Here is a 21,966-nt window from a genome sequence, read left to right as displayed (position 1 = left end):
CGGGGGGGACGCGATGGAGATACGCACGTCGAAGGACTCGGACTGGGAAGTATTTTTACGCTGGACCCGCAGGGAGGGCTGGCGGGTCCCGGCACAGGAGCTGGAACTCTACCGCGGCCCCCTGGCAGGCTCGGCCTTCGTGCTGCGGGCCGACGGGGAGGTGCGCGGGCTGGTTACCGCCGTCTCCCACGAGCGCAGCGGCTGGGTCGGCAACCTGATCGTCCCCGCCGCCTACCGGGGGCGCGGCTACGGTGGCCTGCTCTTCGACCACGCGACCGACGTGCTGGAGCGCCGGGGGGCGCAGGGCATCTGGCTCACCGCCTCGGTCCTGGGCCACCCCATCTACGAGAAAAGGGGATTTCAGACAATAGACAGCGTTGTACGCTGGGTCCGCCGGGATTCTACGCCCTCCGGGGGGGCCAAGCCGACCGCCCGACCCGAAGCCCTGTTCCGGGAGGATGCCCGCGTCTGGGGGGAATCCCGTCGCGGGCTCCTCGAGCCCCTGGCCCGCCGGGGCCGGGTTCTGACCTGCGGACAGAGCGTCGCCCTGCTCCAGGAAGGAGTGGATTTCCAGGTTTTTGGCCCCTGGAGTTCCCAGGAGTTCTGCCCCCGCGAAAACCGCCTTCTGCTGGCCGCAGCCCTTTACTCCTGCGAAAGGGAAGAGCTGGTGGCCGACGTCCTGAAGTCCTCCCCCATGGGCCAACTGCTGACCGCGGCCGGCTTCGTCGCCCAGGGAGAGTGTCGCCTGATGGCCAAAGGCCCGGCGACGCCCCCGGGCCAAAGAGGCCTGGTCGCCCTGGCCTCCCTCGGCAGCATGGGGTGATTCCTCAACCGGACCGTTCCCCCCCTCCGCCTAAGCCTCCGCCGAAAAAAGCCATAAAATCGAAGCTTTTCACAAAAAATGTTTTTTTGTGGTATCTTACTTAGGTACTTATGTTCATGTGTTGACACAAACTTTAGTTGGGGAGAACCGATTTCACCCCATAAGGGCGGGAATGGCGCATTTGAGCTCGCTGCATAAAGACCCCTTCTCGGTCGATAACCCGGAAGACGAACTCCCCGTCCTCCCCCTCTCGCCGGTCAACAAACCGGTGGTCCTCATCGTGGACGACGAAAAGTTCATGCGCACCACCATGCGCGACGCCCTGGAAGAGTTCGGCTTCGAAGTGTGTGAGGCCGAAGGGGGTCGAGAGGCCCTGGAACAGATCCAGAAGACCTGCCCCGACATGGTGCTGCTGGACGTTCTCATGCCCGGGATGGACGGGTTTACCACCTGCGCGGCCTTGCGCCTGCTCCCCGAGGGCGCCCACGTCCCGGTCCTCATGGTGACCGGCCTTGAGGACACGGAATCGATCTGCCAGGCCTACGAGGCGGGCGCCACCGACTTCATCACCAAGCCCCTCAACTACACCATTCTCGCACACCGGATCCTCTACATCCTGCGCTCCAGCCGCACCTTCGAGGAGCTCAAGGGGAACCAGGCCAAGCTGGCCCTGGCCCAGCGCATCGCCCGCCTCGGCAACTGGGAGTGGGTTTTCGAGCCGGACCGGATACTCTTCTCCGAGGAGGTCTGCCGCATCTTCGACCTTGGCGACAAGGAGATCGACCTCCCCTTCCAGGCCTTTCTCGAGTTCATCCACCCGGAAGACCGTGCCCGGGTGGAGAGGTCCCTCCTCGATGCCCAGCTCCGCCAGACCCCCTTTCGCATCGACCACCGCATCGTCCTTAAGGACGGCTCGCAGCGCTACCTGCTGGGCCAGGCGGAAGTCGGCCTCGACGCCTCCGGGACCCCGGCGCGCATGATGGGGACGTTCCAGGACATCTCCGAACGCCGGGAGTCGGAAGAGCAGATCCGCTTCCTGGCCTACTACGACTCCCTCACACAGCTGCCGAACCGGGTGCTGTTCAACGAACAGCTCGGCTATATCCTCAATCACGCAAAGCGCTACGGGCGCCAGGTCGCCCTGCTGTTTCTCGACCTGGACCGCTTCAAGCTGATCAACGACTCCCTGGGACACAGCATGGGCGACCTGCTCCTGCAGGAGGTGGCCCAGCGCCTGATCTCCGCCCTGCGCTCCACCGACGTGGTAGCCCGCCAGGAGAACGAGGACGAGACCCTTTCCGTGGCCCGGCTCGGCGGCGACGAATTCACGATCTGGGCCACGGACATAGAAAACAGCCAGGATGCGGCCAAGCTGGCGCAGCGGATTCTCGATGCTTTTTCCAAGCCCTTCCCCCTGAAACGGCACGAGGTCTTCATCACCGCCAGCATCGGCATGGCCATCTACCCTGACGACGGCGAGGACGTGGACAGCCTGCTGAAAAACGCCGATTCGGCCATGTACCACGCCAAGAGCCTGGGCAAGGACAACTACCAATTCTATTCCCAGTCCATGAACGCCGCCGCCCTGAAGATGCTGGCCATGGAGAACCGGCTGCGCAAGGCCGTGGAGCGGGAAGAGCTCTGCCTCCACTACCAGCCGCTGATGGACCCCCGCTCGGGCAGAATCCTCGGGGCCGAAGCGCTCCTGCGCTGGCAGCAGGGGGACCAGGACAGCGTGGCGCCGGCCGACTTCATCCCCCTGGCCGAGGAGACCGGGTTGATCGTGCCGATCGGCGAATGGGTCCTGCGCCAGGCCTGCGACCAGATCATGGAGTGGCAGAACCTTTCCCTGCCTCCGGTGCCGGTGTCGGTCAACCTCTCCAGCCGCCAGTTCTGGCAGGAGGATCTCATCGGCATGGTCTCCCAGGTACTGCAGGAAACCGGGCTCGATCCGAGCCTGCTGCACCTGGAAATCACCGAGAACATCCTCATGCAGAACGGGGAGTCGACCATCGCCATGCTCAACGCCCTGGAGACCATGGGAATCCGGCTTTCCCTCGACGACTTCGGCACCGGTTACTCGTCCCTCAGCTACCTCAAGCGTTTCCCCCTCGACTTCCTGAAAATCGACCGCTCCTTCGTCAAGGACATCGATCAGGGCAGGGAGGGGGCGGCCATGGTCTCAGCCATCATCGCCATGGCCCGCAGCCTTCGCCTTCAGGTCATCGCCGAAGGCGTGGAAACAGATCGTCAGCTGGAGTACCTGCGCGGCCAGGGCTGTGAAATGGTTCAGGGCTTCCTGGTCAGCCGACCCCTGCCCCCCGCCCAGTTCTCCCGCTTCCTGGCCCGGCACAACGGCGCGCCGGATTAGACGCGCCCGGCGACCCTTTCGACGCCAGAACGCAAAAAGGCCCGGGGCTTTTCGGCTCCGGGCCTTTTTGCGTCAGTTTTCCTTCGTGGGAGGGGTCTCCTCGTCCGGCGGCGGAACGCAGGCCCGCCCCTTGAGGTGGAACAGCAGGCGCAGCACACTCTTGGTCCGCTCGCTGAACAATTTCTCGGAAAAATAGGCCCCGGCGGCCCGCTTGGAGATCTCCGCCAGGGTCGGGTAGACGTGCACCGCCCCGGCGACCGTCGCCAGCTTGACGCCGCCGCTGACCGCGGTGATCCACTCGTGAATAAGCTCGCCTGCATGGGGACCGGCGATCTGGCAGCCGAGCAGTTTCCCCCCCGGGCTGAGCAGCACCTTGATCTTGCCCGCGGTCTCGCCTTCGGCCAGGGCCCGGTCGTTGCCCGCAAACGGTTCCTCCAGCAGCCGGTACTCGACCCCCGCCTTGCGGGCGCGCTTTTCGTTCAGGCCGACGCTCGCCACCTCGGGATCGGTGTAGGTGCACCAGGGAACCTTGGCGTAATCGACCTTGCGCGGCAGGCGCAGCACCGCGTTGGAGAGGGCGATCCCCGCCTCGTAGCCGGCCACGTGCGTGAAGGGGTACGCGCCGGTGACGTCCCCGCAGGCGTAGATGTGGCGAACGTTGGTGCGCATGCGGGCATCGACCGGAATGCCGCGGGGGGAAGACTCGACCCCTGCGGCCTCCAGGCCCAGATCCTCGACATTGGGACGGCGGCCGGTGGCGACGAGCAGGGCGTCCCCCTCCAGGGCCTTTTCCTCCCCCTCAGCTTCGGCGGGAACGACCGTCAGACGGATCCCTGAACCGGCCGCCTCGGCCCGGGTCGCCCGGGTCCCGGTAAGGACCTTCATCCCTTCGGCCTCGCGCCTCTCCCGCAGAATGGCCGCAAGGTCGGCGTCTTCGGGGCCGAGAATCTGCTCCATGAACTCCACCACCGTCACCTGCGAGCCGAGGCGCTGAAAGGCCTGGGCCATTTCCAGGCCGATCGGCCCGCCGCCCAGCACCAGAAGCCTCCCCGGCAGCTCGGCCTGGGAAAAAAGCGTCTCGTTGGTCCAGAAGGGCACGCTTTCAAGCCCCTCCACCGGCGGCAGGGCCGGCCGCGAACCGGTGGCGACGATCCAGCTTCTGGCCGAGATGCGCTAGCCCCCGGCCTCGACGGTGTGCTCGTCCAGAAAACGGGGCTCCCCGAAACGGACCTCGGCCCCGAGCCGGCAGAAACGCTCGGGCGAGTCGTGTTCCTGGATCCTTTCGATCACCTCCCGGACCCGCCTCATGACCGCCCCCAGATCGACGCCCGGCAAATCGAGGGGCGGCAGGCCGAACTCGGAACTGCGCCGGGCCAGGGACCACACGCCGGCGGCGCGGATGAGGCTCTTGGAGGGGACGCAGCCGTGGTGAAGACAGTCCCCGCCGAGGGCCGGCGCCTTTTCGAAGAGGACCGTCCGGGCGCCGAACTGGGCGGCCCCGGCCGCCGCGGTGAGCCCCGCGGCCCCCCCGCCGATAATGCCGAGGTCATACTCGTAGGTCGTCATGGCTCTCCCTTTTCCATGCAGGTATCGGTACGCGCCTTCTCTAATTAGTACAAGGAAACGGGTCGATTACAAGCCGGCACCGGGGGAAACCTCCTGCCGGCAAAAAGCACGGGAATCGAAAAGCGTCCCGGCCCCGAGCGCTCGCCTGCACAGCGGACACCCCGGGAGGTTATGGTTCTTGGGGATTTGCGGAAAGGGGATCGGGCGATGCCCGGCCGTCCCCTCGCCGCCGAAGCGGAACGGGCCGGTTGAGGCGTTCGGGGCCGGATGTCCGGGCGCAGCGAGCCTTCGGCTGACTCGAACGATCTGCGGTGAGGAGGGCATTCGCGGGGAACCAGGCAGGACGGCAAAGCCGCCCCGCCGGTCCGTCTACTTGGGCGAGATGAACGAATCGAGGTTCTTGCCGCGGAGTAGTTCCTTGGCCTTTTCGGCCTCGGCGAGGCTGGGATAAAGGTCCGCCACGACGCCCAACAGCACGCCGCCGTCCTTCCTGGGAATTTCTTTCGTAAAACTGGAGAGGCCCAGGCTCTTCAACTTGGCCACCAGGGAGTAGGCTCTCTCGTCGTTTTTAAAGCATCCGGCGTGGAGCACGAACCGGCCTTCGGCCTGCCGGCGGGCGGGGACCGACTCGGAGAGGGGCAGGGAAACCCGCCTCCCTGCCTTCGCCGCTGCCTGCTTCTTTACCTGCGCAGCTACCTGCGCCAGAGCCTCTTCCTGAATCTTTGCCTTCGATTTTTCGGGAGTCGGCTCCGGAGGCGAGGGCGGGAGAGGCGTCTCCACCCTTTCGAGAGCCCTGACGACAACAGCTGTCCGGCCGGCCAGTTGCGCCCGCCAATTCTCCTCGCTGTAGGGCAACAGCCGCTGCACGACGTAAAAACCGCGCTCGGTCTCGACCGTCACCGGCGAAGAGAACGGTTCCAGGCCCGCGAGTGCGGTTTCAACGGGAGCGGGAAGGTCGTCCGGCCTGCAGGATCCTGGAAAGTCGGGCGCCGACGCCCTGCGCAAAGAGAGAAGTCCCCCCCAGGAGATATCCGTCGCCATCCTGCGCTGCAAAGCCTCGGCCTTTTTCCGCTCGGCCGTGAACGCCTGCCTCAGGCAGAGATCGTCGGCAGCCGCGTCCCGCTCCCGGGGAGCCGGCCCCCGGAGTTCCAGCCTGCGAAGCAGTTCCTCGCTTTGCAGGCCAAGATTCCGGGCCCTTTGCGCGGCGAACCAGGCCATTCCCGGCTCTTCGGCCTTCAGGTAAAGCTCCCCGAGATAATAATAGGCGACGGCGAGGGCGGGGTCTCTGAACAGGGCGGCGCTCAAACGCTCCTTGCTCTCTTCCATGCGCCCGCCGGCCAGGTAAAGGACGCCGAGGCCGAGGTCGAACTCTTCGGGTTTTTCGGACAATCCCGCCGCCTTTTCCATCTCGGCGGTGGCCTCGCCCAGCAGCCCCAGTTGGTAAAGGGTCAGGGCCATGTCCCTGTGAAGGCGGGAGTTCGACTGCCCCTTGCGGGCGACGTGGCGATACTCCTGCAGCCCCTCGAAGAGGCGCCCCTGGCGGACCTGGAGTCGCCCGCGCTGCATATGGACCGTGGCCGACGGGCTATCCCCTCCGGCCCCGTGTACGGCCGGAGCGAAGACGACCAAAGCTGCCAGCAAAGCGATAGGGAAATACTTTTTCATGGCGTCCACCATTGCGCTATCTGTTTCAACAAAACGGCAACGTAAGTTACTGTATTTTATTGCTATTCGTCAACCTTAAGATTGTGCTTGCAATAAGGCGTCTGCTCTCGGACGGTTTCCGGCCCCTCCCCTGGCGAGGAATTCCCCCGGAAACGGGTTTCCCTGGGGCCGCATCGCTCCCCTGCGCGCCTCGGCATGAGGGAAAAGCCCGGAGGCGGGTAAACCTTCACAGGCGGGTTGAATTGACAGGAGGGTTTCTCGTGTTAAAACTTTAGTAGGCTCTAAGGAAAGAAGTGGAAGCTCAGGAATCCACCCTTCAGAGCCCCCGACCCTGCCGGAATGAGGAGGCAGACCAATCATTCCGGTGGCGACAAAGGGGGAAACGCATTCCCGCTTTGGTCGATACGCGAATGAATACTCAACCCGCCGAATATCCATATGAAAATCAAAAGTTTTACTGATCGTCTCTTTTCTTTTCTCGGGATAATTCTTTTATCCCCGGCAATGCTGGCGACAGCCCTGGTTATCTGGATGACAATGGGGCGGCCCGTGTTGTTTGACCAAAGACGCCCCGGATTAGCGGGAAAGCCCTTTCGAATCTACAAGTTCAGGACGATGGATGAAACGCGTGACGCCAATGGCGTTCTTCTTCCGGGAAAGGACCGGCTTACAAAACTGGGCAAGGTTCTGCGCAAAACCAGCCTGGACGAATTGCCCCAGTTGTTTAACGTCCTGAGGGGAGACATGAGTCTGGTCGGCCCGCGGCCTTTGAAAATGGAGTACCTTGAGATCTACACTCCGGAGCAAATGAGGCGGCATCAGGTGCGGCCCGGCATTACGGGATGGGCCCAGGTCAACGGCAGAAACGCCATCGACTGGGAGGAAAAGTTCAAACTTGATTTATGGTATGTCGACAACCATTCCCTGTGGACAGACGCCAAGATTCTTTACCTTACCGCCATGAAGGTTTTCAAGCGGAAAGGCATCCATCCGCCCGGGCAGATGCTTCCGTCGCGGCTGAAGAAAACCTCCTGAGAAGCAACGAAAGCGCTATGGGCCCCGGCAAAACCGAACGGAGCCCTTCTGTCTAGCGCCCCATTTCACAAAGAAAAGGGATATGAAAACAAAGAGCACACATGTATTGATCACAGGGGCCGGAGGGGAGCAGGCGATTCTTTTTTGGAAAGCGCTCAGGCAATCCAAAATGGCATTAAAGATTATCGCCTGCGATTGCAGTCACATGTCTGCGGGACTGTACCGAACGGAAAAGTCCTACACCGTCCCCCCTGCGGGCAGCAGCGATTATGTTCAAAAAATAATCGACATCGTCAAAAAAGAGAACGTGCACATTATCATGACGGGCAACATGGCTGAGATGGAGGTTTTATCGAAACAGGCCGCCTCGATAGAAAGGGAGACGGGGGCATACGTGGTGGCGCCCCCCCCGAAAGCCCTGGACATCGCGAAAGACAAGTGGAGGCTGGCGGTATTTCTCAAGGAATATGGATTCGACCATCCGAAGTCAGCGATTCCAGAAGAAAAAGACGATCTTGAAAATTTTTTGAAAGAAGTCCCTCTGCCCTACGTCGTCAAAGACCGTTTCGGTGCAGGATCGAAAAACCTTTCGATCGTCAGAGAAAAAGAGAACCTTGCTCATGCTTTGGCGAAAATCAAACACCCGGTCCTGCAGGAATACCTCTTCCCCGATGACGAGGAGTACACCGTGGGGTGTTTTTGTGACTCCGACAGCAACCCGGTTGGAAGCATTGCCATGAAAAGGAGACTGGGCCACGGTCTCACCCACAAGGCACAGGTCGTTGACGACCCCAGAATTTCCCAGTATTGTGAAAAAGTTGCCAGGGCAATCGGCCTTGTCGGCCCGTCGAACCTGCAATTGCGATTAACGGACCGGGGTCCCGTAATTTTCGAAATCAACCCAAGATTTTCAAGCACTGAATCCGCAAGGGCCTACTACAATTTCAACATGCCCGAAATGTGCATCAGGCATTTTGTTTTAAATGAACCCCTCAGCAGGCCGGAAACGACAACGGGCTATTTTTTCAGGGTTTTCGATGATGTTTTCGTCGCGTCAGAAGACGTGGAGAACATGGCGCAAACCGGAGAGTCCGTGACGCTATCGGGGGAAAGGGTAGACAACTTTTAAAGCCAGAAATCGACAACGGACCGACACGGCTATCAATCAGGACATCCTCATACCGAATGCATGTCTAAAACCACAGACCATACCTCCCGCCAAAGGGAATCGACCCGAGGCATCTACCATTCCCATTCCGTTTTTTCATATGACGGAGAAAAAACCCTTGATGAAATCGCTGACTGGGCCAGAAGCCACGGCCTGAGTTTTGTCGTTTTAACAGAGCATGACGCCGGATTCTGTGAGCAAAAGTTTCAGCGTTATTTGGCGCAATGCCGCGGAAACGACAAAATTACGTTTATCCCCGGGATGGAGTACTCTTTCCGAATCGATGACCGCGAGATCCACATAGGCGTGGTCGGGATAGAGACCTTTTTCGACCTCCCCAAGACCGGAATGGCCATCCAACCCTTTCTTGAGGCGGTCCGAAAACAGGGAGGTTTTTCCATTCTGCACCACCCCTCAAGAGTTATTGGAGATTTCGGAAATGAAACGCTCCAAGGCTTCGATTTCATAGAAGCCTGGAACCTGCGTCACGACATCAGGTACGCTCCGAACCGTGGCATCGTCGCACAGGCAAAAAGAGCCGATTTCAAAGGCCGATTTCTCGCCAGCCGAGACACCCACGGCTTCCGCGAAAAAGACAGGTTCCCTGCCATTGAGATGCGTCGGGAGGGAACAGCTCTCTCCGAAAAGGCCATACTTTCCTCCCTGGCCGGCGGTGAATACAAACTATTCACGAAGGGATGGGACCTCCGGCCGGATGGAACGTTCAAGCCCCGGCACAGGCTCTTTGGATTTTTGCCCCGCCTCTCCCTGATTCACCATAATTTTTATGAAATGGCAAGGCGCCTTTACAAGAGGGGCGTAAAAGTCCCGCCGCCGAAATGGCTCGTTAAAATGATGAAATGAGCCCCCCGAGCCATCGCGTCAAGGCTCTTCCGGTCCCCTCCCCTGCGTGTTCCCTCTCACCCCGTGACCTCCGGCAATTCGCCGGGTCGCCAAGCTCTCCCCGAACCCAAAGACAGAGGGGGCTCCGCTTGTGCGAAGCCCCCTCGACTTTTCCCAATGATCTTCTTCGGACGGCCGCCGCCTAGCGCCCCCCCGCCCCCCCCTTATCCGAGAGGGCTCCGAACGACTCGTCGAAGATCTCCACCAGCTCCAGGTTCTGCTTGGAGAGCATCATCGCGTTGCCGACGATGGCGTAGTAGAGGATGCTCAGGCGGGTCTTGGAGGTAATGTCCTTGATGCGCGGCACCTGGCGGTCGTTGAGCTCGTTGGCGTAGGCCCGCAGGTCCGCGTCGAGCTCGCGCAGCCGCTCGACGTTGCTGGTCTGCATGCGATCGAAGGTGCTCTCGACCTCGCCGAGGATCACGCCGAGCTTCCTGCGCACCTGCTCGAGCTCCTCGACCTGCTCCGGCAACAGCCCCTTGTGGTGATTGCCGATGTGGGTGTAGGCACGCAGCACGATGTCGCGGTGCCCGTCGGAGAGTTTCTGCAGGCGCCGGATGGTCTGCGGATACTTGTGGGAGACGGCCACCCCCTGCTGTTCGAGCAGGCGCATCGCCTTGAAGACGTTGGCGCTGATGATGTTCGACCACTGCTGCGACTTGATCAGCTTCTTGCGCTCCACCCCGATCTGGTCGAAGTTCTGCTTGAAGAGCCCGTCGAGGGTCTTGTCGAGGGACTGGTGGATTTCCTTGAGCAGGAAGCTCATGTGCTTGAAGGTGGTCTCGACGCACTCGTGCGGGTCCTTGACCTTCTCGAGGTTGAAGACCTCGCCTTTCTGCGCCTCCTCTTCCATGACACGGTGCTTGCGGTGGGTGTTCCAGATCAGGTAGACCGCAAACACCGCCAGCAGAAGCACTCCGAACCCTTTGGCGTAGAAAATGACCGTCGCAAAGAGGCCGGCGAAGGTGAAGGCGATAATGGCGGTCATGAACCAGCCGCCGACGACGGTCAACACGCCGGTGACGCGGTAGACCGCGCTTTCCCGGCCCCATGCCTTGTCGGCGAAGGAGGTCCCCATGGCGACCATGAAGGTGACGTAGGTCGTCGAAAGGGGAAGCTTGTTGGCCGTCGCGTAGGAGACCACGGCGCTGGCGACCATCAGGTTGACCGAGGCGCGCAGCAAGTCGAAGGAGGGGCGCCCCTCGACCATCTCGACCTTGGGGGCGTTGGCCGGATCGAGGCGGTCCCTGACCACGGTCCGTAGCGACTGGGGGAAGACGCCCTTGACCATATCGAGGGTATTGAGCACCAGGCGCACGATGGCGCGCGAGAGGAAAATCGACTCGAAACGCTCGTTGCCCTCTTCCTGCTGGCTAAGGTTGATCGAGGTCGCCGTGACCGTGCGTGCCTTGCGCGACAGCCACATGGTCAACACCATGATGCCGCCGGCAATCAGCAGATAAGTCGTCTGGGCCGGAACCTTCTCGGCTAAAGCTCCCATGGTCACGGTGAGCGGGTCTGCGGTCGCCATCGCCGAGGTGTAGGCGTGGACACCGGCCATCGGCACCCCGATGAAGTTGACCAGGTCGTTGGCGGCGAAGGCCATCGCCAGGGCGAAGGTCCCGACCAGAACGATCGGCTTGAGTATGTTGAACTTCAGCGCCTGCAGGATCGCCAGGAGGATGGCCGAGACGACGAAGATCACTCCGATGAGCAGCAGCCAGTTCGCCTTGATCCAGGCGACATCGGCCTTGCTCATGAAGGAAGCCCCCTTGGCCCCCTTGACGAGGATGAAGTAGGTGATCGAGGAGAGGGCCACCCCGCCCCAGAGGGCCCCGTAGCGCTTGATGCGCTGCTGGTAGTCGAAGGTGAAGAGGAGGCGGGTGAGGAACTGGACGAGGGCGCCGAAGAAGAACGAGATCGCCACCGAGAAGAGGATCCCCATGATGATGGTGATCGCCTTGGCGGTGTTGATGTACTCCACCACGGTGACAAGGCTGTCGCCGGCCTGGACGATCTTGAGCAGGGAGACGGCCACCGCTGCGCCGAGCAGTTCGAAGACGATGGAGACCGTTGTCGAGGTCGGCAGGCCGTAGGTGTTGAACTGGTCGAGGAGGATGATGTCGGTGAGCATGACGGCCAGGAAAATCGTCAACAGCTCCGGCATGGTGAAGAACTGCGGATGGAAGATCCCCTTGCGCGCCACCTCCATCATGCCGCTGGAGAAGGTCACCCCGGCAAGGATGCCAAGGCTGGCGATGAGCATGATCACCGTCCTCGGTGCCACCCGCGAGCCGATCGAGGGCGTGAGGAAGTTCACCGCGTCGTTGCTGACCCCGACCATGATGTCGAACACGGCGACGAGGACGAGGATGCCGACGCCGACCATTAAGATTTCAGTGCCCATAGCTCGAAATAGCCCTTCCGTCTAATGTGTTAGGATCCAGCCAGGTTTCTGTTCGCCCAAGCGGCCCAACGATACTCTACCCCTTCAATGCCCGTCAACCGCCAAGTAGCGCCCTAACACAAAGCTAACAAATTACTCCCGGCGGCGGCCCGGGCACCCTCAGAGTATAGCCGACTGAAGGCGGGCCGCACCCCCCGCTCCCTTTGCCTTCCCGCCCAGCCTTGGTAGACTTTGGCGAGCTCTCTTTCACAGAAACAACCGTTTGACAAGGAGGCCGCCGTGGCCGTCGTCGAAGTGAAGCACCCCCTGGTCCGGCACAAGCTGGGCCTGATGCGCAAGAAGAACATCAGTACCAAGGATTTCCGCGAGCTGGCCTCCGAGGTGGCGCGGCTGCTGACCTACGAGGCGACCGCGGACCTCGAGACCGAGCCCTGCTCGATTACCGGCTGGGCCGGACCGGTGACGGTGGAGCAGCTCAAGGGGATCAAGGTGACCGTGGTGCCGATCCTGCGGGCCGGGCTCGGGATGATGGACGGCGTGCTCAGCCTGATCCCGAGCGCCCGGGTCAGCGTGATCGGCCTGTACCGCGACGAAGAGACGCTCGAGCCGGTCTGCTACTTCGAGAAAATGACCCGCCGGATGGCCGACCGCACGGCCCTCGTGCTCGACCCGATGCTCGCCACCGGCGGCAGCCTGGTCGCCGCCATCGACCTGCTAAAGAAGGCGGGCTGCCGGCAGATCAAGGGACTCTTCCTGGTGGCGGCCCCCGAAGGGATCGAACGCCTCCGGGAGGCCCATCCCGACGTCGATATCTACGTGGCGTCGGTCGACGAGCGGCTCAACGAGAAGGGGTACATCCTGCCCGGGCTCGGCGACGCCGGGGACAAGATTTTCGGCACCAAGTAAGAGGGGCCTCATGACGGAACCGTCCCAGACCGACTACCGGTTTCGCGGCAAGGACGCCCTGCTCGGCGCGCAGATGCTCTTCGTCGCCTTCGGCGCACTGGTGCTGGTGCCTCTGCTGACCGGGCTCGACCCCAACGTGGCCCTCTTCACCGCCGGCGCAGGAACCCTCCTTTTCCAGCTGGTGACCCGCGGCCAGGTGCCTGTCTTTCTCGCCTCCTCCTTCGCCTTCATCGCCCCGATCATCTACGGGGTGCAGACCTGGGGGATTCCCGCGACCATGTCGGGGCTGGCGGCCGCCGGAATCTTTTACGTGGTCCTCAGCCTGATCGTCTCCTGGCGGGGCACCCGGGTCGTCGCCCGGATCTTCCCGCCGGTGGTGACCGGCCCGGTGATCATGGTCATCGGCCTGATCCTCGCCCCGGTGGCGGTGCACATGGCCAACGGCCGCAGCGGCGACGGCGCCCTGCAGCTGGTGCCGCAAAGCACGGCCCTGGTCGTGTCGCTGAGCGCCCTCGCCGTGACCGTCCTGGTCTCCCTCAAGGGGCGGGGGATGCTGCGACTGCTGCCGATCCTCAGCGGTCTGGTCGTCGGCTACCTCCTGAGCCTCGCCTTCGGCCTGGTCGATTTCACCGCCGTTGCCGCCGCCCCCTGGATCGCCGTCCCCGCCTTCGTCCTGCCCCGGTTCCACGCCCAGGCGATCATCTACATCCTGCCCGTGGCGATCGCCCCGGCCATCGAGCATTTCGGCGACCTCCTGGCGATCTCCTCCGTCTCGGGGAAAAACTACCTCCGGCAGCCGGGGGTCCACCGCACCATGCTCGGCGACGGCCTGGCCACCTCGCTGGCCGCCTTCTGCGGCGGTCCGCCCAACACCACCTACTCGGAAGTGACCGGCGCGGTCGCCCTGACCCGGGTCTTCAACCCGGCGGTCATGACCTGGGCCGCCCTCTGCGCCATCCTGCTCGCCTTCGTCGGCAAGGTCGGCGCCCTGCTGCAGACGGTGCCTGTGCCGGTCATGGGCGGGATCATGCTGCTGCTGTTCGGGGCGATCGCCGTGGTCGGCCTCAACACCCTCGTGCGCGCCGGCCAGGACCTGCTCGAACCGCGCAACCTGGCGGTTGTGGCGCTGATCCTGGTGTGCGGCATCGGCGGCATGGAACTCTCCCTGGGGGCGGTATCGTTCAAGGGGATCGGCCTGGCGGGCCTGGCCGGGGTGATCCTCAACCTGGTCCTTCCCTGCCGGCCCAAAGAAGAGGGCGAAATCGGCGTCCCGCCGGCTCCGCATTGAGGATAAGCCGGCCTGCGAGCAGGAATTTCCCCCGAGCGGTGACAAATCTGCTACCCTGTCGCCTCGTCATCCGCCCCCCTTCTCGAGGACCACGCCCATGGCCGCACCATCGACCATCCACCGGGTCGCCGTCGAACTCGCCGACGTCGACCGCCAGCTCTTCACCCGCCTGCAGGCGCGCGTCGCCCGGCACCCTTCCGAGACCGCCGAGCGCCTGGTGCTGCGGGTGCTGGCCTGGGCCCTGTGCCAGAGCCCGGACCTGGCCTTCACCCGCGGGGTCTCCGCGGGGGACGAGCCCGACCTGTGGAGCCACGAGCCCGACGGCCGGGTGCGGCTCTGGGTGGAGGTCGGCCAGCCCGACCCGGAGCGCCTGGTCAAGGCCGCCCGCCACTGCCGGCAGGTGATCCTGGTGGCCGGCGGCGCCAACCTCTGGCGCTGGAAAGAGGCCCACCTGGAACGGCTCGAAACCGTGCCAGGCCTCTGCGTCCTGGCCCCCGACGCGGAGCTCACCGCCCGCCTCGCCGCCGGATTGGAGCGCACCATCGACTGGACCCTGACCGTCTCCGGCGGCACCCTCTACCTGACCGTCGGAGAGGAGACCCTGGAAGGGACCCTCGAACATCTCGCCGGGCCCCCGCGGGACGAGCTGGAGCCTTGAGCGAAAAGCGGAAGACCGGCGCGCGAGACCGGCTCCTCCCCCGCCGCGTTTCCCCTCCCGGACATTAGCCCTTGCTCTATATGCAAGATAAGGGGTTGCGGTTTCCTCCGCCAGTGAGGACAATGTTCCTGTAACAGTCGCTTCTCACCGCACTCCGCCCGGCTCTCCGCCTGCCATCCCCGCCGGGCACATCCCGAACAGGCTTTTCATGACCGAAGAAACGCTTCCCGGCTTCGCCGAGCTGGCCCTCGCCCCTGCCGTTGCCAGGGTGATCGAGGACGTCGGCTACGAGACCCCCTCGCCGATCCAGGCCAAGAGCATCCCCCCCCTGTTCGAGGGCCGCGACCTGCTCGGACAGGCCCAGACCGGCACCGGCAAAACGGCCGCCTTTTCCCTGCCCCTGCTCAGCCGCCTCGACCCGGCCCTGAAGGCCCCCCAGATCCTGGTCCTGACCCCCACCCGGGAGCTGGCGCTGCAGGTCGCCGAGGCGATGCAGACCTACGCCCGCCACCTCCCCGGATTCCAGGTGCTGCCCGTCTACGGCGGCCAGAACATGGTCCAGCAGCTGCGCCAGCTGCATCGGGGCGTCCAGGCCGTGGTCGGCACCCCCGGCCGCATCCAGGACCACCTGCGCCGCGGCACCCTGAAGCTCGATCGGCTGCGCTGCGTCGTCCTCGACGAGGCGGACGAGATGCTGCGGATGGGTTTCGTCGACGAGGTCGAGCAGATCCTGGAGCACGCCCCGGAAGAGCGGCAGACCGCCCTCTTCTCCGCGACCATGCCGGCCGGCGTGCTGCGCATCGCCCGGCGCCATCTCAAGGACCCGGTCGAGATCCGCATCAAGAGCAAGACCTCGACGGTCGACACGATCTCCCAGTGGTTCTGGCAGGTCAAGGGGCTGCACAAGCTCGACGCCCTGACCCGCATCCTCGAGGCCGAGGAGATCGAGGCGATGCTCGTCTTCGCCCGCACCAAGATCGCCACCGTGGAGCTCTCCGAGAAGCTCGAGGCCCGCGGCTTCTCCTGCGCGCCCCTCAACGGCGACATGACCCAGCAGATGCGGGAGAAGACGATCGAGCGCCTCAAGAACGGCGACCTCGACATCGTCGTCGCCACCGACGTGGCGGCCCGGGGCCTCGACGTCAAGCGCATCAGCCACGTGGTCAACTACGACATCCCCTACGACACCGAGGCCTACGTTCACCGCATCGGCCGCACCGGGAGGGCCGGCCGCGAGGGCAAGGCGATCCTCTTCGTCGCCCCGCGCGAAAAAAGGATGCTCGCGGCGATCGAACACGCCACCCGCCAGCCGATCAAGCCGATGCGCCTGCCGAGCCGACAGGACATCACCGACCGCCGCATCGGCCTGTTCAAGGAGCAGATCGCCGAAACCCTCGAAGCGCAGGATCTGGAGTTCTTCGAGGAGATGATCGACAGCTTCCAGACCGAGTACGACGCCGGCCACCGCCGCATCGCCGCGGCCCTGGCCTACCTGGCCCAGAAGGAGCGCCCCCTGCAACCCGAGGAGATCCCGGTGGAGAGGAGGGCCGAAGCGCGCGACACCCCGCCCCGGCGGGAGCGCTCCGCGGGGCCGGCCGGCGCGGGGATGCGCCGCTACCGCATCGAGGTCGGGCGCGACCACGGCGTCGAACCGAAGCACATCGTCGGCGCCATCAGCAACGAGGCGAAGCTCAGCGGCAGCCACATCGGCGCGATCAAGCTCTTCAACACCTTCAGCCTGGTCGACCTGCCCGACGACATGCCCGCCGAAGCCTTCAGCCTGCTGCAAAAGATCCGGATCTGCGGCCGGCCTATCAAGATCAGCGTCGACAGCGGCGCCAAGGCCCCCGAGAACCCTGGCAAGTACCGACGGACGCCTTTCAAGAAGGGCGGGGAGGACCGGCGCTTCAAGCCGGGCGGAAAGAAACCGTTCATCGACCGGCGGGGTCCCAAGAAGGGGAAGTAGTTCCCGCCCGCAAAACGACAAGGGCCCATCGACCATAGCGGTTGATGGGCCCTTGCTTCGAGAAACGGGCGGCAGGCGGCGGCAGGGCGCCTCACTGTCGATCGCGGCCGCCCGATGGTTCCAGCAGCGGCTTGAGAAACTTTTCGAAAGTGACCTGCTGCTTGGCGGTCAGCAGATCGGTATCCCCGTAGTTATCGAGCAAAAAGGTGCCGACCCCGATGACGGTCCGGGGCAGGTAGCCGGTCCCGGCCACGATCTCTTCGATCTCGTCGATTCGGTCGGTTATCAGGTGTCTCAGCGCGTTCAGGTCGATTTCCATATTCTGATCTCCGGCAGGGGTGATGGGCGCATTTCCAGCGAATATAGTCGATCGTGCGCACCCCTTCAAGGGCGGAATGAAAAGGTCGGATTCAGAACCGGACGACCTCCCCACCCCGTCCCGGATCCTCATCGTTTTTGCGATTTGACATACACCCCACCGCGTCATACCTTTTCTTACAACTCAAATGGAGGTGACCATGCTCGCGATTCGTCTGGAAAAAGAGCTGGAGCAGGAGATCGACCTGCTGGCGAAAGCCAGGGGGAGCAATCGCAGTGCCGTGGTGCGCGAGGCGATCGTCCGTTACCTCGAGGACAACGAAGACCTCGAACTGGCCCGGCAGGCCCTCGCCGAGGCCCGCGGCAGCCGGTCCCTGAAAGAGCTGAGGAAAGATCTTGGCCTGGACGGTTGAGGTCAGCGACTATGCCGAGCGACAGCTGCGCAAGCTCGACTCCCCGGTGCAGAAGCGGCTTCTCGACTGGCTGGACGAGCGGATCGAGGGCTGCAAGACATCTTGGAGACTTGCGCTAAAATTTAGTTTAAACTCAAGCGCAACCCCACCCGCCCCTCTCTCCTGTCTTTTGAAATTGGCGGGTCATTTTCCCAAAAACAGCATATGACGACAAACTCTAAAGACCTGCGCACCATCGGCCTGATGGGCGCGACCGGGGTCGGCATCGGAGCGATTGTCGGCGGCGGCATCCTGGCCCTGGCCGGGGTCGCCTTCGCCACGGCCGGGCCGGCGGCGATCGTGGCCTTCGCCCTGAACGGCGTCATCGCCCTGCTGACCGCACTGAGCTTCGCCGAAATGGCCAAGGCCTTCCCCGAGTCGGGGGGCACCTACACCTTTGCCAAAAAGGTCCTCTCGGTGCGCTAGGCCTTCATGATCGGCTGGATTGCATGGTTCGCCTCGATCATGGCCGGGGCCCTCTACGCCGTCGGTTTTGCCTCCTACGCCTCGCTGGCCCTGACCCGCCTCTTCCCCGCCCTGATGGCCGACATCTCCGACCTGTTCGGCGGCCGGGGGGCGATGCTGCTCTTGGCGCACCTGCCGATTGCGGCCTATGCCGCCCTGCTCTGCCGCCGCAGCGGCGAGGGACGGCAGTGGGTCAATTTCGGCAAGATGATCCTCTTTGTCATTCTGATCCTGGGCGGGCTCTGGGCGCTGGGGGGGCGCCCGGAGGATACGGTCGAGGCGGCCCTGAGCCCCTTTTTCCCCAGCGGCGGCCTCGGCGTGCTGCAGGCCATGGGCTACACCTTCATCACCCTGCAGGGCTTCGACCTGATCGCCGCCGTGGCCGGCGAGGTCCGCCAGCCGGAGCGCACCATCCCCCGCGCCATGTTGCTCTCCCTGGGGGCGGCCCTGGTGATCTACCTGCCGCTGGTCTTCGTGGTGGCCACGGTGGGCGCACCGCCGGGGATATCGATCGTCGAATTCAGCCGCGCCAACCCGGACGGCCTGCTCGCCCTGGCGGCGCAGAACTACCTGGGGCCCGCCGGGTTCTGGCTGGTCATCGGCGGCGCCGTGCTGGCCATGCTCTCGGCCCTCTACGCCAACCTCTTCGCCGCCTCGCGCATGGCCCTGACCATGGCCCGGGACCGGACCCTGCCCCACCAGTTCGGCGCTGTCCACGAAGGGCGCGGCACCCCGGTGGCGGCGGTGCTGGCCAGCGGGGCGCCGATGCTCTTTCTGGTGTTGCTCCTCAGCGACGTTGCGGCCGCCGGCGCCGCAGCCAGCCTGATCTTTCTCGTGACCTTCGCCCTGGTCCACTGGACCGCCATCCTGGCCCGGCGCCGCGGCAAGGAGCGCCAGCCCCGCCGGGGTCTGGCCCGACTGCCCCTGGTGCCGGTCATCGGCGGCATCGCCTGCGCCCTGCTCGGCCTCTTCCAGGCGGTAGCGGTGCCGGAGGCGGGCCTGATCACCGGCAGCTGGCTGGCCATCGGCGGCCTGCTCTACTGGGCCCTCTTCGCCCGCCGCGCCCGGGTGGTCGACGCCGCCGCCGAAGGGCTGGACCCCCACCTGACCCGCCTGCGCGGGCGCAGCCCGCTGGTGCTGGTGCCTGTGGCCAACCCGGGCAGCGCCCCGGGCCTGATGGCGGTGGCCAACGCCCTCGCTCCCCCGGGGGGCGGGCGGGCCCTGATGCTGTCGGTGGTCAGCCCCGAGGCCCTGGCCAGCGGCCGGACCCTGGCCGATTTTCAGTCGGTGCTGGGGGAGATCCTCAGCACCTCGCTGGAGAGCGATTTCGCCCCCGAGGTGCTGACCACGGTGGCCGACCGGCCGCGGGAGGAGATCAGCCGGGTCGCCCGGGAACACCGCTGCGCCAGCCTGCTCCTCGGCCTGCGGCGCTTCGAAACCGAGGCGAGCGCGGAGAAAATCGAACGGATCATGGCCCAGGTCGACTGCGACGTGGTGGTCCTGCGGGCCCCCTACGGCTGGCAGCTGACCAGCGTCAAGCGCATCCTGGTGCCGGTGGGCGGCCACGCCGATCAGAGCACCCTGCGGGCCCGCCTGCTGGCCACCCTCTGCCGCTCCGGCACCGAGGAGATCACCTACATGCGCACCGTCCCCCCCGGCACCTCCAGCCGCGCCCGCCGCATCGCCGAGCGGGAGGTGACCCTGCTGGCCCGGGACGAGGTCCACCGCGACTGCCAGAAACTGGTGGTCGAGGCAGAGGACGTGGTCGCCGAGGTCTGCAGCCAGGCCCGGGAGTACGACCTGACCATCCTCGGCCTGCAGCACCCGGACCGGCGCCAGCGGCGCATCGGCAAGATCCCCGTGGCCATCGCCAACCAGACCGAGGGCCCGCTCGTTCTGATCGGCGAGCGCGGCCCCACCTTCGGCCTTTGACCCTGCCCCAGGCGACGCCCCCCTGTTTTCCAACCCCACCAACGCACAAAGGCCGCCGGTAACCCGGCGGCCTTTGTATGTTGCATTTTCCCAAGCGTATCAGCCTTTTTTCTTGTGGGTTGCGCGCATGGTCTTGCCGAGTTTCTCGATCTTGCCCAAGGACTTGGTCATCATGGCCCAGCCGTACCAGTAGGCGTAGTCCGGGTTGAAGTGGAACTGCCCCTGGTATGTGCGCATGCGGTGCTTCATGTACATCTCGAAGAGTTCCTGGTCGATGGCGGACATGCCGTCGATCTCAGAGCCGTTGGTGCGCATGAAGTAGAGGAAGTCGGGATAGGCGAAGGCGTAGTCGGCCGGCTTTTCGATGATCCCGTCCTTGTAGAGGGCGGCGACGATGCGGATCGCCTTGGCCATGAGGACGTCGGCCTCCTGCATCATCTTGTCGCCCATCTCGAACTGCTTGCGGGCGTAGGTCTCCGAGTGGCACTTCTTGCAGTTGCCGATCATCTTCTCCCGCTCGCGGTCGAAATCCTCCTTGGTCAGCCGGGCCAGGTCGACCGCCTTGACGGCCTCCAGGCGCTCTGTCGGCTCGCCCGTTTCGGGGTTGAGGACCCCGAGGGCCTTGAGGATGGTGACCTGGTCGTCGCGCCACTGGGGGTCTTCGGGCAGCGGCAGGCGGACGCCGAGGAAGCCCCAGGCGGTGTGGTTGTTGTGGTCGCCGCCGGTCATGTGGCAGTCCTGGCAGGCCGGCGCCGGGGCGCCTTCAGGCAGGTTGCCCGAGTCCCTGGCGAACCAGCGGCTGCCGTGCTTGGAGCTGCTCCACATCTCCCACTGGGGATGGTCGTAGCCCATGTGGCACTGCTGGCAGGCGCGGGGGTCCTTGGCCTCTTTCTTGGAGAAGCTGTGGCGGGTGTGGCACTCGTCGCAGGAGTTGGTCTGGTAGCGATACCCCTTGGCCAGCTGGTCGGCCTTCTGCGCCTCGGTCTTGATGCCCATGTTGTGGCAGCCGCCGCAGCCGCGCCCCCCCTCCATCAGCTCTTCAGGCTCGACATGGGTGATGGGCATGGCATTCATGGAGGTCCAGCCATGGTTGTGCTTCCCCTTGGAGAACTGGTCGAACTGCTCTTCGTGGCACTCCTGACAGACCCGCTCATCGGGGAAGGCCGCCTTGGCGATATCGGCCTCGCCGGTGTGCGCCTCGCCGTGGCAGGCCGAGCAGGAAATGCCGTTTTCGGCATGGGCGCTGACCCGCCAGTCGGCGACCTGACCGGGGGAGATTTCGCTGTGGCAGGTGACGCACCCTTCCTCCTCTGCCCAGACCGCGCCTGCAACAAGCAGCAGCCCGAGCACCAACCCAAACATTCTTTTCATCTCTACCTCCTTGGTGATGTGAAATGGCAACACAGAAAAAGATAACCGCATTTGTCATATTTGCAAGAATATTTTTGCACTGGTCGATAGAAAATTTTCCACGAGGGGGTCGGGGTCAGGTCTTGCCTTGCCACTTTTTCACCCCGCCCGGTTCACCATCTTGCTCACCGTCGCGTAGTGCAGCCCCAGAAAGGCCCCGATCTCCTTCAGGGTGTACCCCCAATCACCGTGGGCCTCCAGGGCCGAGGCCGCCCTTTTCTCCCGGTCCATATCGGGGCCGAAGAGATCCTCCAGCAGAGGTCGGCAGGCAAGGCGCTGGCCCCGGGGAACCTCGTCCTCGCCCCCCTTCTCGGCCAGCCTCTGCTGAAACCCCTCCACAAATTCCTCTCCCCCCAGCAGCACGCCCCCTCGCAGCTCTTCCCAAGGCGAAAGACGGCCGAGGCCGTCGTAGACGAAAGCGGCGTAACGCTTGCGAGCCTCCTCCGGTCGGGGAGCGAACTGGGCCAGGAGCCAATCGGTGGTGAGAAGATCGGGGGCCGGGGCGAGACCGGCGGTCGGCAGGAAGCTGCTCCAGGGCCACGCCTCAGGGGCCTCGACCATGTTCGCGGCGACGGGGTTGAGGACGATGTAGCGGCAGAGCTCGAGCAGGTAGCTCTCCTTCTCCACCAGGAT

16 protein-coding genes and 3 pseudogenes are annotated in these 21,966 nt (G+C 64.2%); 12 read left to right on the top strand and 7 right to left on the bottom strand.

Features of this window, described 5'->3' with window-relative positions; genetic code table 11:
* Nucleotides 1–13: 13 nt before the first annotated feature.
* Together C0617_RS14495 and C0617_RS14490 are read left to right on the top strand one after the other, a co-directional pair.
* A complete protein-coding gene (locus C0617_RS14495) occupies nucleotides 14–823 on the top strand; it encodes a GNAT family N-acetyltransferase (protein ID WP_291317753.1) in 810 nt (269 codons plus the stop codon).
* A 181-nt stretch (nucleotides 824–1,004) separates the two neighbouring features.
* Nucleotides 1,005–3,194 (top strand): EAL domain-containing protein, encoded by a 2,190-nt coding sequence (locus tag C0617_RS14490; RefSeq protein ID WP_291317752.1) that lies wholly within the window; start codon nucleotides 1,005–1,007, stop codon nucleotides 3,192–3,194.
* Between the two features lie 72 nt (nucleotides 3,195–3,266).
* On the opposite strand, the gene C0617_RS14485 is transcribed toward C0617_RS14490, so the two are convergent.
* The 3 genes and pseudogenes from C0617_RS14485 to C0617_RS14475 form a co-directional block, all read right to left on the bottom strand.
* A complete protein-coding gene (locus C0617_RS14485) occupies nucleotides 3,267–3,758 on the bottom strand; it encodes a hypothetical protein (protein ID WP_291317915.1) in 492 nt (163 codons plus the stop codon).
* A gap of 33 nt (nucleotides 3,759–3,791) precedes the next feature.
* A pseudogene (locus tag C0617_RS14480) lies at nucleotides 3,792–4,760 on the bottom strand (FAD-dependent oxidoreductase); the annotation flags it as partial.
* 369 nt (nucleotides 4,761–5,129) lie between these two features.
* Nucleotides 5,130–6,425, bottom strand: a complete 1,296-nt coding sequence (locus C0617_RS14475) for an SPOR domain-containing protein (protein ID WP_291317751.1) — start codon at nucleotides 6,423–6,425, stop codon at nucleotides 5,130–5,132.
* Between the two features lie 438 nt (nucleotides 6,426–6,863).
* Here C0617_RS14475 and C0617_RS14470 point away from each other — a divergent pair, with 438 nt between their 5' ends.
* The 3 genes from C0617_RS14470 (at nucleotide 6,864) to C0617_RS14460 (ending at nucleotide 9,492) form a co-directional block, all read left to right on the top strand.
* Nucleotides 6,864–7,460, top strand: a complete 597-nt coding sequence (locus C0617_RS14470; protein ID WP_291317750.1) for a sugar transferase — start codon at nucleotides 6,864–6,866, stop codon at nucleotides 7,458–7,460.
* Nucleotides 7,461–7,542: 82 nt separating this feature from the next.
* Nucleotides 7,543–8,589 (top strand): ATP-grasp domain-containing protein, encoded by a 1,047-nt coding sequence (locus tag C0617_RS14465; RefSeq protein WP_291317749.1) that lies wholly within the window; start codon nucleotides 7,543–7,545, stop codon nucleotides 8,587–8,589.
* Nucleotides 8,590–8,649: 60 nt separating this feature from the next.
* Nucleotides 8,650–9,492, top strand: a complete 843-nt coding sequence (locus tag C0617_RS14460) for a PHP domain-containing protein (protein ID WP_291317748.1) — start codon at nucleotides 8,650–8,652, stop codon at nucleotides 9,490–9,492.
* Nucleotides 9,493–9,673: 181 nt separating this feature from the next.
* Here the strand turns inward: C0617_RS14460 and C0617_RS14455 are convergent, their stop codons facing one another.
* The gene (locus tag C0617_RS14455; protein ID WP_291317747.1) at nucleotides 9,674–11,938 is read right to left on the bottom strand and encodes an inorganic phosphate transporter; all 2,265 of its coding nucleotides are present in this window, start codon (nucleotides 11,936–11,938) and stop codon (nucleotides 9,674–9,676) included.
* Nucleotides 11,939–12,217: 279 nt separating this feature from the next.
* Between C0617_RS14455 and upp the strand changes: the two genes are divergently transcribed.
* The 4 genes from upp to C0617_RS14435 all read left to right on the top strand — a co-directional run bounded on the left by upp (nucleotide 12,218) and on the right by C0617_RS14435 (nucleotide 16,756).
* Nucleotides 12,218–12,844: a uracil phosphoribosyltransferase gene (gene upp / locus C0617_RS14450; protein WP_291317746.1), complete on the top strand. Its 627-nt coding sequence runs from the start codon at nucleotides 12,218–12,220 to the stop codon at nucleotides 12,842–12,844.
* A gap of 10 nt (nucleotides 12,845–12,854) precedes the next feature.
* Nucleotides 12,855–14,132: a uracil-xanthine permease family protein gene (locus tag C0617_RS14445; protein ID WP_291317745.1), complete on the top strand. Its 1,278-nt coding sequence runs from the start codon at nucleotides 12,855–12,857 to the stop codon at nucleotides 14,130–14,132.
* Nucleotides 14,133–14,229: 97 nt separating this feature from the next.
* Nucleotides 14,230–14,790, top strand: a complete 561-nt coding sequence (locus C0617_RS14440) for a YaeQ family protein (protein ID WP_291317744.1) — start codon at nucleotides 14,230–14,232, stop codon at nucleotides 14,788–14,790.
* A gap of 208 nt (nucleotides 14,791–14,998) precedes the next feature.
* Nucleotides 14,999–16,756 carry a DEAD/DEAH box helicase gene (locus C0617_RS14435; RefSeq protein ID WP_291317743.1) on the top strand — a complete coding sequence of 586 codons (1,758 nt, stop codon included), beginning with the start codon at nucleotides 14,999–15,001 and terminating at the stop codon, nucleotides 16,754–16,756.
* Nucleotides 16,757–16,847: 91 nt separating this feature from the next.
* On the opposite strand, the gene C0617_RS14430 is transcribed toward C0617_RS14435, so the two are convergent.
* Nucleotides 16,848–17,075 carry a hypothetical protein gene (locus tag C0617_RS14430; RefSeq protein WP_291317742.1) on the bottom strand — a complete coding sequence of 76 codons (228 nt, stop codon included), beginning with the start codon at nucleotides 17,073–17,075 and terminating at the stop codon, nucleotides 16,848–16,850.
* A 199-nt stretch (nucleotides 17,076–17,274) separates the two neighbouring features.
* On the opposite strand from C0617_RS14430, the gene C0617_RS14425 reads away from it, so the two are divergent.
* The 3 genes and pseudogenes from C0617_RS14425 (at nucleotide 17,275) to C0617_RS14415 (ending at nucleotide 19,923) form a co-directional block, all read left to right on the top strand.
* Nucleotides 17,275–17,487, top strand: a complete 213-nt coding sequence (locus C0617_RS14425) for a DUF6290 family protein (protein WP_291317741.1) — start codon at nucleotides 17,275–17,277, stop codon at nucleotides 17,485–17,487.
* Nucleotides 17,471–17,695 (top strand): hypothetical protein, encoded by a 225-nt coding sequence (locus C0617_RS14420; RefSeq protein ID WP_291317740.1) that lies wholly within the window; start codon nucleotides 17,471–17,473, stop codon nucleotides 17,693–17,695. The genes C0617_RS14425 and C0617_RS14420 overlap by 17 nt, the downstream gene beginning before the upstream one ends.
* Nucleotides 17,692–19,923, top strand: a pseudogene (locus tag C0617_RS14415) (amino acid permease). The gene C0617_RS14420 and the pseudogene C0617_RS14415 overlap by 4 nt, the downstream one beginning before the upstream one ends.
* Before the next feature lie 99 nt (nucleotides 19,924–20,022).
* On the opposite strand, the gene C0617_RS14410 reads toward C0617_RS14415, so the two are convergent.
* Nucleotides 20,023–21,285 carry a multiheme c-type cytochrome gene (locus tag C0617_RS14410; protein ID WP_365889416.1) on the bottom strand — a complete coding sequence of 421 codons (1,263 nt, stop codon included), beginning with the start codon at nucleotides 21,283–21,285 and terminating at the stop codon, nucleotides 20,023–20,025.
* Nucleotides 21,286–21,432: 147 nt separating this feature from the next.
* A pseudogene (locus C0617_RS14405) lies at nucleotides 21,433–21,966 on the bottom strand (addiction module toxin RelE); the annotation flags it as partial.

Source organism: Desulfuromonas sp. (genome assembly GCF_002868845.1).
GTDB lineage: Bacteria > Desulfobacterota > Desulfuromonadia > Desulfuromonadales > BM501 > BM501.
The sequence above is the reverse complement of the archived record's forward strand: the minus strand, read 5'-3'. Positions and strand labels throughout refer to the sequence as shown.